Here is a 13,429-nt window from a genome sequence, read left to right as displayed (position 1 = left end):
AGTACCTGAATTACAAAAAACGACTCAAAAGTGATTCGTTTCACTTTCGAGTCTTCTTTTTCTCATTTCATTAATTCTGTTTCTACTTTCTTTACGAGATCTTTTGCAATATCAATCCATTTCTTATCGATCGTCGCATCTGGATCTTGCGGCTCTGAAAATTGATTGAAACTTCCTGTAACACTTACTGCTCCAACATTGTCATCAAGCCCAATCTGATATTTATGCGCTAATAAGAATGGCTCTCCGATTTGAATGACAGTGTTTCTTTTGTCCAGTTCTCCTTCAGCAGCTTTAAAAGGAATTCGGAGAAACGTATATCCGACTTCATCATCTAATTTATAATCAAAATATCCATGGTCATAGTCCCAATTGCCGCCGTAAGAAAAGCCTAGGCTTTTCAATGCGTCTTCTGCCTCATTCAAAGCTATGTATTCATTCTCAATCTTACTTTTAATCGGCTTCATGTTAGGCCTCCTTTATCATTCCTAATGATTAGCCTTTCCATTTTGCGGTTTTTTATTTCTTCTTTAAGATATATGAGGCTTATACGCTAGAAAGCCACCCGTCTCACAAAAAAGCGTGAATCCTGCAACGTAAATCAGCTTCACTTTTTTCGGTTTAAAATTCACAAAAAAAGCCCGATCAAATTGATCAGGCTTCATACTTCTATAGTCGTTTTTCAAGTTCTTCTTTTTCTTTTTCAAATCCTGGCTTGCCAAGAAGAGCAAACATATTCTTCTTATATGCTTCAACACCAGGCTGATCGAACGGGTTAACTCCTAATAAGTAACCACTGATCGCACATGCTTTTTCAAAGAAATACACCAAATATCCAAAATGATAAGCATTCATTCCTGGTATCGTTACGATTAGATTTGGCACGCCGCCGTCAGAATGAGCGAGCAATGTTCCTTGAAACGCTTTTTTGTTAACAAAATCCATTGTTTCACCAGCTAGGAAATTCAGCTTGTCCAAGTTTTTATCGTCTTCTTCGATCGTTATTTCTTCACGGGCTTGATCAACATACAATACTGTTTCAAAAAGATCTCTACGTCCTTCTTGAACATACTGTCCCATAGAATGCAAGTCCGTTGTAAAATCAACGGAAGCAGGATAGATTCCTTTGTAGTCTTTTCCTTCACTCTCTCCATAAAGCTGTTTCCACCATTCAGATACATAGTGAAGTCCAGGTTCATAGTTCACCATTAATTCAATTGTTTTGCCTTTATTATAAAGGGCATTACGAACAGCAGCATATTGATAAGCTCCATTTTCAGAAAGGTTAGGATTGTTGAAGTCGTTAGCTGCATCCTTAGCACCATTCATCATATCTTCAATGTTAACACCGCTTACTGCGATTGGAAGAAGACCAACTGCTGTAAGAACAGAATAACGTCCGCCTACATCATCAGGAATAATAAATGATTCGTATCCTTCTTCATTCGCTAATGTTTTTAGAGCACCTTGTGCTTTATCTGTTGTTGCATATATGCGTTTACGTGCTTCTTCTTTTCCATACTTTTCTTCTAAAAACTTTCTAAAAATACGGAAAGCAATCGCAGGCTCTGTAGTTGTACCTGATTTTGAGATTACATTGACTGAAACATCTCTGTCTTTCAATACATCGAATAATTCTTTTACATAAGTTGATGATATGTTCTGTCCTGCAAAGAAAACTTGAGGTGTTTTACGATCTTCTTTTGCTAACAAATTGTAAAAAGAATGATTCAACATTTCAATTGCAGCACGTGCTCCAAGGTATGAACCGCCTATACCGACTACGATTAGAACATCTGAATCACTTTTAATTTTTTCTGCACTCTTCATAATTCTGCTGAATTCTTCACGGTCGTAGTTTTCCGGAAGATCTACCCATCCTAAAAAGTCGTTGCCTGCACCTGTTTTATTATGAATGGCGCTATGTGCAGCTTTCACAGCATCTGTAAAATAATCAACTTCATGCTGTCCAATAAAAGAAAGCGCTTTGCTATAATCAAAACTCAGCTTCTTTGTCATATGTAATCCTCCTAAAAAGTCCTTTATTCTATCACTTTATACAAAGCATTCGTTCAAATCAAGAAAGCCTGTCCATGTAAACGGTTTCTTAAAAATATACGGAATATTCTTAATTTGGTATTGTTTAATGAAAAAGAAGGGAGTTACCCCTTCTTTATAATGACATTTGTAATATTTTTAATACATCATCTTTATTTTGTTTATTGAAGTTTCCAAACTCTCCTCTTGCCATCGCTTTCTCTGCAATCAAATCGAGTTTTGAATCATCGATTTTGTAGTCTGCTAATGCATTAGGTGCACCAAGTGATGTCCAAAATGCTGATAAACGATCAATCCCTTCCATTGCCACCTCTTTATCAGACTTGCCTTCAGTTTCTACTCCAAAAACTCTAGTTGCAAGCTGCTTAAATCGAGCAACGTCAATATCTACACTATGACGCATCCAGTTCGGGAAAAGAATAGCCAAACCGCCTGCATGCGGTATATCATATACCGCTGATACAGCGTGTTCTACGTTATGACTGCCCCAATCTCCTCGAAGACCCATTTGTAATGTGCCGTTTAAAGCCATCGTTCCGCTATAAAGAATCGTTTCACGAAGGTCATAATTTTCAAGATCATCTAAAAGTTTCGGTGCAGTTTCCATAACCGTCAATAAAATGGACTCTGCAAACCGGTCTTGTAACGGTGTATTTTCAGCATTATTAAAGTATTGTTCTAAGACGTGTGTCATCATGTCTACAATTCCGTAGATTGTCTGATCTTTTGGAACCGTAAAAGTATATGTTGGATCCAGAATCGAAAACTTAGGAAATACGAGCGGGCTTCCCCAGCCATACTTTTCTTGCGTTTCCCAGTTTGTAATAACAGAGCCTGAGTTCATCTCTGAACCAGTTGCAGCAAGGGTTAAAACGGTCCCAAAAGGCAGAGCTTCCTTAGGAGCAGCTTTTAATGTGATAAGATCCCAAACATCACCATCATATTTCGCTCCTGCTGCAATTGCTTTTGTACAATCGATTACACTTCCTCCGCCAACTGCGAGCAAGGACTCTATACCCTTCTCTTTACAGATTTCTACACCCTTTTTAACAGTTGATAGTCTTGGGTTTGGTTCAACGCCTGACAGCTCACTTACTTCTGCTCCCATATTGTTCAATTCGTTCAAAACTGCATCATATAATCCACTTCTTTTAATGCTGCCTCCGCCATATACGAGCAATACTTTTTTACCGTAAGTGCCCAGTTCTTCTTTTAATGAAGACAGCTGTCCTTTTCCGAAAACGAGTCGAGTTGGATTAAAATATATATACGAATTCATTGCAATCTCTCCTTTTATACTTCATGTAATCCGTATTATGTGGGACATAATTCATGAAGTAAAGTAATTAGCTTAGCCCAGCTTTTAGCGTTTGTATATCAAGCCTTCTTCATGCTAAGAAAATAAATAAATGTATAAAAACATCATGATTTAGTGAAAGCTCTCATCGGAGGACCAATAGTATGTTTGCTAAGATTAGGTAATCTACCAAGATGAAGGGTAGATCTACCAAAGCAGATTGGGGATTTCGAGTCTATATTGTTTAACACTCTTATTTAAGCATTCAGAAGAACTTAGCCTAGAAGGACATGCAGAACCTGATCGAACTTTATTTTCAACCAAATAAAAAAACCTCTCCAACGAGAGGTTTTCTTTATTTTTTAAGACGCTTGTTAAGTTGAGCTTGACGATCTGAAGACTCTTTTAACCATTCTTTTAACTTAGTTTCAAGCGTGTTGAAACCTTTGTTAGCGTCTTGTGTATTGTTGTTGCTTTTCTTGTTGTTGTTGTTGAATCCGCCAGCAGGACGACGCTCTTTTTTAGGTGCCGGTGCTGGAGCTTCCTGTGTTTGACGGATTGAAAGTGAAATTTTCTTGCTGTCTTCGTCAATAGATAATACTTTTACTGACACAACATCCCCTACACTTAATGTGTCGTTAATATCTTTAACGAAACCATGAGAAACTTCAGAAATATGCACAAGACCTTGTACATTATCATCTAATGCAACAAACGCGCCAAAAGGCTTAATGCCTGTAACTTTTCCTTCAACAATGCTACCAACTTCAAAATTCATGAAAACACTCCTAACTATTTTTTAACCTGTTTAGTATAACATAACTAGACAACATTGCAAAACTTAAAAAAGGAGTGTTAAAGGCTTGTAACTAACATTTCTTTCTCGCTTTTTGCATTTTGAATCGACTCATTGCCAAAATCATAAATTCCCTCAATATTCACTTGATGCCAAAGCATAAACATAAGAACGGTCCAGATTTTTCTGCTGTAATCCCCTTTTCCGTCTTTATGTGCATCTAAAAGTTGAAGCACTACATCTTTATTTAAGTATTTATCTGTTTCACTTGTTAAAATTAATTGTTTAGCCCAGCTATACATTTCATTTTTCAGCCAATGGCGGATCGGAACCGGGAAGCCTAACTTCTTACGATATAATACGGATTCAGGCACGATTCCTTTCATCGCTTCTCGTAAAGCATACTTTGTTGTTCCGTTAGTGACAGTCAATTCCGGATGTAATTTCGAAGCTATTTTGAACACTTCCTTATCCAGGAAAGGAACCCTTAATTCCAAGGAGTGAGCCATCGTCATTTTATCCGCTTTAACAAGAATGTCACCTCTCATCCATGTGTGCAGATCAATGTATTGCATCTTATGGACGTCATGAAAATCTTTAGCCTTTTCATATAAAGGTTTTGTAATGTTTTTATAATTATAAGCAGAACGATATTCTTTCAGCAGTTTGCTTTTTTCTGCTTCTGAGAACATTTTTGCATTTCCGATGTAACGCTCTTCAATTGTCATACTCCCTCGTTCTAAAAAGCTTTTACCTTTAATTCCTTCTGGAAGAACGCTGGCGATTGCCGCAAGACCTTTTGTAATTCCTTTTGGCATCGAAGATAAATGACGAAGTGAATGAGGTTCATGATAAATATTGTATCCACCAAACAGCTCATCGGCACCTTCACCAGACAATACAACAGTCACATGCTTAGCAGCTTCTCTTGCTACAAAATATAACGGCACGGCTGCCGGGTCTGCGACTGGATCATCCATATGCCAGATGATCTTCGGAAGCTCCCTCATGAATTCATCAGGTTTCACAAGATAATGAATGTTTTCAACATTAAGTGCAGCTGCTGTCTGAACGGCAACATCAATCTCACTAAAGCCTTCTCTTTCAAAACCGACTGTGAACGTTTTCAAAGCAGGGTGAAGTTCACTTGCAAGAGCAACAATTGTACTGGAGTCAATTCCGCCAGACAAGAAGGCTCCAACAGGAACATCCGAACGCATATGCATTTTTACAGAATCGCGCATCACTGATCGGATTTCATCCTTTGCTTCTTCAAAGGTCATTTTTTTCGGTTCAAAAGAAGGTTTCCAATACGGTTTGATCTCCATTGGTCTTCCCGCTTTTTTAATAAAATAATGACCTGGTTCTAATTTTTTTATATCCTTCGTCATCGTCATCGGCTCTGGTACAAATTGATAAGTTAAATAATGATGAAGTGCCTCGGTATCTACCTTTTGATTCTCTTTTGCAAGAGTAATACTCTTCTTTTCAGAGGCACAGTACAGTACATCTTCATCATCTAAATAAAAGAAAGGCTTAATTCCAAAAGGATCCCTTGCACCATAAAGCTCTTTCGTTTCTTTATCCCAGATCAAAAATCCAAACATTCCCCGAAGGACTTTCATAGCTTCTTCACGTCGATCACTGAAAAGAGCTAATATAACTTCTGTATCAGAGTGAGTCTTGAATTCATATCCCTTTTCTTCTAGGTCTTTCCTTATTTCAACATAATTATATATTTCACCGTTAAAGATTATCCAATAACGGTCATCTTCATAGGATAGTGGCTGCTTTCCGCTCTCTATATCTATAATACTTAAACGACGAAACCCAAATCGAACATACTGGTCTACAAAGTGACCACTGTCATCAGGTCCGCGGTGGGTAATAATACTCGTCATATTAATAAGCTGTTCTGTTTCTTTTTGTTCAACCGACTCCGGAGTGTTTAACATATACCCGATAAAGCCACACATTTTCTATTTCCTCCCATAATATAGCTCAAAGTTCACTTTCATCCCATTTCGATCAAACCGTTAAATAGTTTTCCAATATATCTATTTAATCCCTTAATCTGAGAATGAACCTCTCTATTATAACGCTTAATTTACAGACTTTACTATATTTTTGTCAAAAAAATGAAAAACAAGGAATCTGTACTATATTTGTCGAGGAAAGTAATATGAATGTTACAACAAATTATTTTATATCATGTTTTTAGGATCTAATATTTTTTCAGCTTCTTCAGAAGTAAAGATTCCTTTCTCCACTAAAAGTTGTTTTAGCATTTTCCCCGTTTCAAAGCTTTCCTTTGCAATTGATGCTGCTTTTTCATAACCAATATGAGGATTCAGCGCCGTTACAAGAGATAAGCTTTGATCTAGCCAATTTGTTATATTTTCTTCATTTGCTCCAATGCCTTTTAAACATTTTTCTGTAAAAACAGACATGCCATTACTGATGATTGTGATCGATTGCAAAACATTGTAGCCGATTACTGGCATCATTGGGTTAATTTCCAGCTGACTTCCGATTGCAGCAGTCGTAACACATGTGTCGTTACCGATTACTTGAGAACAAATCATATATAAATTTTCAAGGATAACGGGGTTAATCTTGCCTGGCATGATAGAAGACCCCGGTTGAACGGCTGGCAAGCTGATTTCAGCGAGCCCTGTTCTCGGTCCGCTGCTTAACAAACGTAAATCACTTGAGATTTTAATAAGATGGACAGCCAGTTCTTTTAAATGCCCGCTGATTCTAATCGCAGCATTTGTATTCTGCATAAAAGTAAACGTGTTGTCACTTTGTACATAAGGAAGTCCCGTACGATGTGCAATCTCTTCAATCGCGAGCTTTGCATAATTCTCGTGCGCATTGATCCCAGTGCCCACAGCATTTCCGCCGAGTCCGAGTTCATAAAGTGATCCTTCAGCATGTTCCAGTGATTTTTTAACTGATTGGATAGCCCCTTTATAGCCTTTAAACTCGCTTCCTAATCGAATGGGAACGGCATCCTGCAGATGTGTTCTGCCAGCCTTTACGATAGCGTCGAATTCTTTTTCTTTTTCATATAATTCAGCAATCAAATGGTCAATTGCCGGATATAAAATTTCATGCATCTGAGCCGCTATTGAAATCTGTATAGCAGTTGGAATCGTATCATTGGTAGATTGAGACATATTAACATCATCATTAGGATGAACGATTGAAAAATCCCCTTTTTCTCCATCCATTATTTCAGCAGCACGCGATGCAAGAACCTCATTCATATTCATATTTTGAGATGTACCCGCCCCAGCTTGATAGGCATCCACCACGAATTGATCTTGCCACTTGCCTTCTAAAATTTCCTCTGCAGCCTGAATAATACTCTCCGCTTTTTTTGAATCCAAAACACCGCATTGTTTGTTGGAATGAGCTGCACTAGCTTTAATGATTGCTTGTGCTTTTATAAAGGCAGGCGGTAATCGAAGTCCGCTTATTGGAAAATTCTCAACTGCTCTTTGTGTTTGTGCACCATAATAAGCATCAACAGGCACTTGTATCTCACCTAATGTATCTTTTGCCGTTCTATATTTTTTCATTGTTTTCACTCCTTGTATTAGAAAGTCCATAATACTTGTATTCCCTCTTACAAAATATATGTAATCATTTCATTTCAATTTGATTTTTTTAATCTATATAAAAAACCGCCTAAAAAGACGGTTTTGATAGTTTCGGTAAAGTTATTACTTTCGCTGGTTCTTTTTTGATGAACTTGTACTCGGTTTTAAAGCCAGCTTTTTTTTGTTTTAAAAAGGTTTTTCGTGAAATTGGACGGGGACTTGACCAGGAAAGGGAGTCAAGGTTTTTCCAATTATCATGGGTAATAATTTCACTTTTATAATAGTAACAGTTCCCGCTTATATACTCTTCACAAATATAGCGGACTGTTTGCCGACTATGCATATCATCTCTCCATTTTTTCTTTCATTATCCCCGCAACGCTATCCAATCATACAATCTTTAAAAGTAAAAAAGGCTTGAAGACCCTACCTCCAAGCCCCTTCTTTTAACCTCTAGTGGTCCACCACCACCAGCCGCCGAATATCAAGATGAGAATAAACAAAATTATAAATACAGCCCAGATCCAACCGTAGCCATATCCGCCGTATCCTCCATACGGATAACAGTACGGGTAGTAATATGGATATGCCATCCTGCCTACCTCCTTCATTTCTTTATGCGTTCTTTCTCCATATTAAAATATGTCCGAAGTAAGCAAAGAGGAATAGAGACAAACGCACATTTATGGTCCGAAGTGCTGAAACGGCTCGTTAAAAAGCGACCAGCACTTAACTCTTGACTGAAGACACGCTCTTTGTGTCACAAGGTAAGAGGAAAGTGACCTCGAGCTTTAAGCCGTTGAAGCTGGACAAGGAAAAGCTGAAACAACCGATAAGACACGACAAAGAAAACACAGTTTGTGTTGTTAGCAAATTGATTTTGCATTTTTGCCCGTGGTGCTAGCATTTTACCTTGACTGAAGACCCGCCACAAGGAAAGAGGAAAGTGACCTCGAGTTTTAAGCCGCTAAAGCTTGACGATGAAATGCTGAAGCAGCCCGTATTTTTCGTATTTCACTTGTATTTTCCTACCACGATCGTTTTTCAGAAAACACGGACAGTTTTTTTAATTTTCAATCATAGAAAGGAAATAATTGCACATTGTATCCTTCGTTTCATTGGGAAAAATAATCCATAGGAATTTTACTAGAACGGAGGGAGCGATTAAATGGCCGTAAATGAGCAGAATACATATGCACCCGGATTTAAGATCCAAGTAAGCGGCGTAACAATTTATTATGAATATTACGAACATGAGAATCCTGATGCCAAAGTCGTTGTACTCGTACACGGATTCTTATCTTCTACTATCAGTTTTCGAAAATTGCTGCCGTATTTAACAGAATATTATAATGTTATTGCCTTAGACCTCCCTGGGTTTGGTCAAAGCGAAAAATCGACAACGTTTATTTATCGCCTATGTAACTATGGTCAGCTCATTATAGATTTTTTAGACAAACTCAACATTAAAGATGCCATCCTTATCGGACATTCGATGGGTGGTCAAATTAGCATGCATGCAGCAAAAAAAGCGCCAGCCCGAATTGGAAAGCTCATACTGCTCGGCTGCTGTTCTTATGTGAAAAAAGCAAGTCATCCTTTAATCGTCTGCTCATACCTGCCTTTGTTCACATGGGGGATGCGAAATTGGATACAAAAAAAAGACGTTAAAAAAAACCTGACGGCCGTTTTGCATGATACTGCCCTTGTCACTCAGGAGTTGATTGACGGATACAAGAAACCCATAAGTGAAGCCGCCTTTATCGATTCTCTAATAAGATTATTAAGGCAGCGTGAAGGTGATATGACTTCACAAGAACTAAAGGAAATTACACAGCCGGTACTTATGATTTGGGGAAAGGAAGACAAAGTAATGCCTGTGAAAACGGGATATAGACTGAAGAGAGATCTCCCAAACGCAGAGCTGATTGTTTATGAAAAGTGCGGTCATTTATTAATGGAAGAAAAGCCCGATGAAATATCAAACGAAATCATTCGTTTTATAGAGGCGGAATAAGAATGCGATTTTTTAATACAGGAAAATCTATTAAGTCTAATCCAATCGAACAACAAAATGAGAACAAAGCACTCGATAATAATATACTTTGGCAAGAGATTGGTATGTCTGATTGGATTTCTGGCTTTATTGAATCATTAATTGATCAAGAACGATTTAACAAAGAAGTTCTTTGTTTTATGCAAAAAAATCAATCGTTGAAATGCAAGGAAATGTTTGAACAACTTCCTTTTAGCAATAAACATTATGAAGAAGACCCTGATAAACAAACGATTAATTCAATGATACTTCAAGGATGCGTAGCGTTAAAAAAACGATCTTCCAATGACATGGTATTTGTTCATGTTGAAAAGGCTCCGAATTTGCGGCCTATTTCTGTTCCTGAAGTGGAGTTTAGCGTTATTGGACCGAAAGAAGCATTCAATGAAAATTTAGAGACGAATTTACTCTTAATCCAAAAGAGGCTGCCTACGTCTGCTCTGAATATAGAATTTATTGAGATCGGACAGCGAACGAAAACGAAAGTTGCGATTCTATACCTTAAAGATATAGCGAACGAATCAAATGTAAAGACTTTAAAAAATCGATTAGCTGGAATTGACTATGATCATATTTTAGACAGCAGCTACCTTATTCAAATGATAGAAGATAATAAGATGTCTTTATTCCCGCAATTGATCGATTCAGAACGCCCCGATCGAATTGTTGCCGCCTTAATTGAAGGTAAAATTGCTTTTTTAACACAAGGTTCACCACATGGTGTGTATGGACCGGCTTCTTTAGTTGAATTTTTTTCCGCTTTTGATGATTATTTTGTATCTTGGCCCATCGCATCTATGTTTCGAATCATGCGGATGATTGCCGTGCTGTTTTCGATTTTTGCTACTCCACTATATGTTTCTGTAATCACGTATCATCCTGAATTGATTCCTGATGACCTTTTGTCGACGTTAACGACTTCACGTACAGACATTCCTTTTCCGCCAGTCCTTGAAGCTCTTTTTTTAGAATTAACGATTGAATTATTACGTGAGGCAGGTGCCCGGCTACCCACAAAAGTTGGTCAAACGATCGGTATCGTAGGAGGTATCGTCATCGGAACAGCTTCAGTTGAAGCAGGTCTAACGAGTAATGTTTTGTTAATTATTGTAGCGTTATCTGCACTTGCCTCATTTACTACACCTGTATATAGGATGAGTAATGCTATTCGAATTGTCCGTTTTCCCATGATTATTCTTTCACAGTTTTGGGGACTTCTAAGTTTGACGCTCGGATTAATGTTTATCATTACACATTTATTAGGGCTAACTTCGTTGAACAGACCTTATTTAGCTCCTATATATCCGCCCAGAATTTCAGATTGGAAGGATTCATTCGTAAGGCTGCCATTTTACGTTCAAAAAAATAGACCAGATCAATTAATGGTTAAAGAAAAGAAGAAAATAAGCTGGTGGAAAAAGAGGGATATCGATGAATTTGAATAAAAGCAAATTACCTCCTTCTGTTCATAAAAATGCGAAGATCGCTCCAAAGCTAGTATATTTTCTTATTGTCGGTGGTCAAATAGGAGTAGGGGTTCTCGGTTTTGTCAGATACATTGCCAAGTTTGTTCATCAAGATAGCTGGCTTGTTGTAATTTTCGGCGGGGTAGTCATTCATATTGTCATTTGGATGATGTTTAAAATATTAAACAAACACGGAGGGGATATTTTTAACATTCATCATCAGTTTTTCGGGAAGTGGCTTTCCCTGCTTTTGAGTTCCATTTTCACCTTTTATTATTTAGTAACGGGAGTCGTTATTTTACGAACGTACATTGAAGCGATCCAAAACTGGATGTTTCCGGGTATACCCATTTGGACCTTGTCTTTTATCTTTACGGCTTTAACTTACTATATAGTCATTAAAGGGTTTAGAGTGGTAACCGGTATTGCCTATTTCTGTTTTGTTTTAACGATTTGGATTATCCTCACTCACTATTTCCCTATCAAATATGGACACGTAATTAATTTGCTGCCGATCATGGACTATAGCTTTAATAATTATTATCAAGCGTTCAAAGTCATGGCATTGAGTTTTCTTGGGATTGAATATTTGTTCGCTTATTATCCATATTTGGAAGAAACTGAGAAAGCACAAAAATGGGCACATTTTGGAGCAGCTACTACAACCTTTATTTATCTGCTGACGACGATTTCTACCCTTATGTATTTTAGTCCGAAGCAATTACAAGGTTTAACATGGCCAACTCTTCAAGAATGGAAAATTGTTACTCTCCCGGTCTTGGAACGATTTGAATATATTGGAATCGCATTTTTTGCAATCGTTGTTTTAATTAATCTTGCTTTGGCACTTTGGACGTCTAGCAGAGGCCTAAATAGAATGTTTGATATCAAGCAAAGAATTGCATTAATCCCTTTGTCTTTCATTTTATTTATTACGCCTGCTGTTTTTACGACTCGCTTTAAAGTTGATGAACTTAATAATATAATCGGTAAGTTTGGGTTTTATTTGTTATATGCCTATATCCCCCTTCTCTTTATCATTAGCTTAATGAAAAAAGGAGAGAAACAATGAAGAAATACCTCTCTATATTATTGTGTTTGTTCTTCTTAACCGCTTGTAATACAGAAAAAGAAGTATTAGATGATATTACGATGGTCCGCTCACTCGGATTTGATAAATATTCACAAAAAGCCAATATTTCAGGAACTATCCTCTATCCCATCTATATTGATGAGCAAACGTTTAAAATGAAAGATCTCACCGCTGCGGGTGAAACCGCAAAGGAGGTAAGAGCAGAATTAAATGAAATGGTAGCAAGACCTATCTTCGTAGGAAAATTGAATACGGTTTTGTTCAGTGAGGAAATCGCTAAAGAGGGAATAATGGATACGCTGGATATGATTCAGAGGGATCCGGGCGTGGGCAGAGCCATCTACCTCGCCATCACGAAAGAAAACACAAAAGAAATTTTAACGGTAGATAACAATCTGTCAAATCATGATGGGAACTTTTATAGCAGCCTCATAAAGCAAAATGAGGACTATTCAAACTTACCGCATTTAAATTTCCATAATTTTTTATATGCTTATTTTTCAGATTGCATGGATCCCATCCTTCCCTTTTTGTCTCGTAGAAAAGACTCTGTAAAAATCAAAGGTTTAGCTCTCTTTCAAAAGGATAAAATGGTTGGAACAATAGATGAAGAACATCTTCTTCCATTCAAAACTTTGTATCAAAATTTAAATGAGGGCAGTTATCAATTTACTTCTAAAAAGTATAAAGGGAATCTAGAAATCCTTAAAAGTAAGGTCCGTTATGACATCCGCTCTAAGCCGCATCATCATGTAACGCTAAATATTAATGTAAAAGGAAGACTTACTGAATATACAAAAGTGAATGCTGGAGATCCAAAAGTAATTAAAGGAATTGAAAGAAATATCGAAAAAAAATTAAATAGAGATGGCCAGAAGCTTATCGCCAAATTTCAAAAACTAAATATTGATCCGATTGGAGTTGGAGAACATGTTCGTTCGAGAACACGTGCATTTGATCAAAAAGGATGGAAAAATAATTATCAAGACTTAGATATCAAAGTAAAATATAATGTAACTATTACCGAGTCAGGTATTTCTCAATAAAAAAAGCCG

At 37.3% G+C, this 13,429-nt stretch carries 10 protein-coding genes; 4 read left to right on the top strand and 6 right to left on the bottom strand.

Translation table 11 applies throughout. The features are described from left to right. Positions 1-62: 62 nt before the first annotated feature. The 6 genes from RGB74_RS04850 to RGB74_RS04825 form a co-directional block, all read right to left on the bottom strand. Positions 63-467 (bottom strand): YugN-like family protein, encoded by a 405-nt coding sequence (locus RGB74_RS04850; RefSeq protein ID WP_310761876.1) that lies wholly within the window; start codon positions 465-467, stop codon positions 63-65. 202 nt (positions 468-669) lie between these two features. After that, positions 670-2,019 (bottom strand): glucose-6-phosphate isomerase, encoded by a 1,350-nt coding sequence (locus RGB74_RS04845; RefSeq protein WP_310761875.1) that lies wholly within the window; start codon positions 2,017-2,019, stop codon positions 670-672. A gap of 154 nt (positions 2,020-2,173) precedes the next feature. Then, positions 2,174-3,337: an iron-containing alcohol dehydrogenase gene (locus tag RGB74_RS04840; protein WP_310761874.1), complete on the bottom strand. Its 1,164-nt coding sequence runs from the start codon at positions 3,335-3,337 to the stop codon at positions 2,174-2,176. 373 nt (positions 3,338-3,710) lie between these two features. Continuing rightward, positions 3,711-4,133: a S1 domain-containing post-transcriptional regulator GSP13 gene (gene yugI, locus RGB74_RS04835; protein WP_310761873.1), complete on the bottom strand. Its 423-nt coding sequence runs from the start codon at positions 4,131-4,133 to the stop codon at positions 3,711-3,713. Positions 4,134-4,210: 77 nt separating this feature from the next. Continuing rightward, on the bottom strand, positions 4,211-6,127 hold the full coding sequence (gene asnB, locus RGB74_RS04830) for an asparagine synthase (glutamine-hydrolyzing) (RefSeq protein ID WP_310761872.1): 1,917 nt from the start codon (positions 6,125-6,127) through the stop codon (positions 4,211-4,213). A 228-nt stretch (positions 6,128-6,355) separates the two neighbouring features. After that, positions 6,356-7,738 (bottom strand): class II fumarate hydratase, encoded by a 1,383-nt coding sequence (locus RGB74_RS04825; protein ID WP_310761871.1) that lies wholly within the window; start codon positions 7,736-7,738, stop codon positions 6,356-6,358. Between the two features lie 1,189 nt (positions 7,739-8,927). Here RGB74_RS04825 and RGB74_RS04820 point away from each other — a divergent pair. Genes RGB74_RS04820 through RGB74_RS04805 form a run of 4 tightly spaced genes read left to right on the top strand, consistent with a single transcriptional unit; the run spans position 8,928 to position 13,420 of the window. Beyond that, a complete protein-coding gene (locus tag RGB74_RS04820; protein WP_310761870.1) occupies positions 8,928-9,776 on the top strand; it encodes an alpha/beta fold hydrolase in 849 nt (282 codons plus the stop codon). A 2-nt stretch (positions 9,777-9,778) separates the two neighbouring features. Next, positions 9,779-11,260 (top strand): spore germination protein, encoded by a 1,482-nt coding sequence (locus RGB74_RS04815; RefSeq protein ID WP_310761869.1) that lies wholly within the window; start codon positions 9,779-9,781, stop codon positions 11,258-11,260. Next, complete coding sequence (locus tag RGB74_RS04810; RefSeq protein WP_310761868.1) at positions 11,247-12,353, top strand: GerAB/ArcD/ProY family transporter; 1,107 nt, start codon at positions 11,247-11,249, stop codon at positions 12,351-12,353. Before RGB74_RS04815 ends, RGB74_RS04810 begins: the two co-directional genes overlap by 14 nt. Beyond that, on the top strand, positions 12,350-13,420 hold the full coding sequence (locus RGB74_RS04805; RefSeq protein ID WP_310761867.1) for a Ger(x)C family spore germination protein: 1,071 nt from the start codon (positions 12,350-12,352) through the stop codon (positions 13,418-13,420). Before RGB74_RS04810 ends, RGB74_RS04805 begins: the two co-directional genes overlap by 4 nt. The last annotated feature ends 9 nt before the right edge of the window (positions 13,421-13,429 follow it).

It is taken from the genome of Bacillus sp. NEB1478 (genome assembly GCF_031582965.1).
Lineage (GTDB): Bacteria > Bacillota > Bacilli > Bacillales > Fictibacillaceae > Fictibacillus.
Note: the sequence above shows the minus strand (reverse complement) of the source record. Positions and strands in the feature narration are given on the sequence as shown.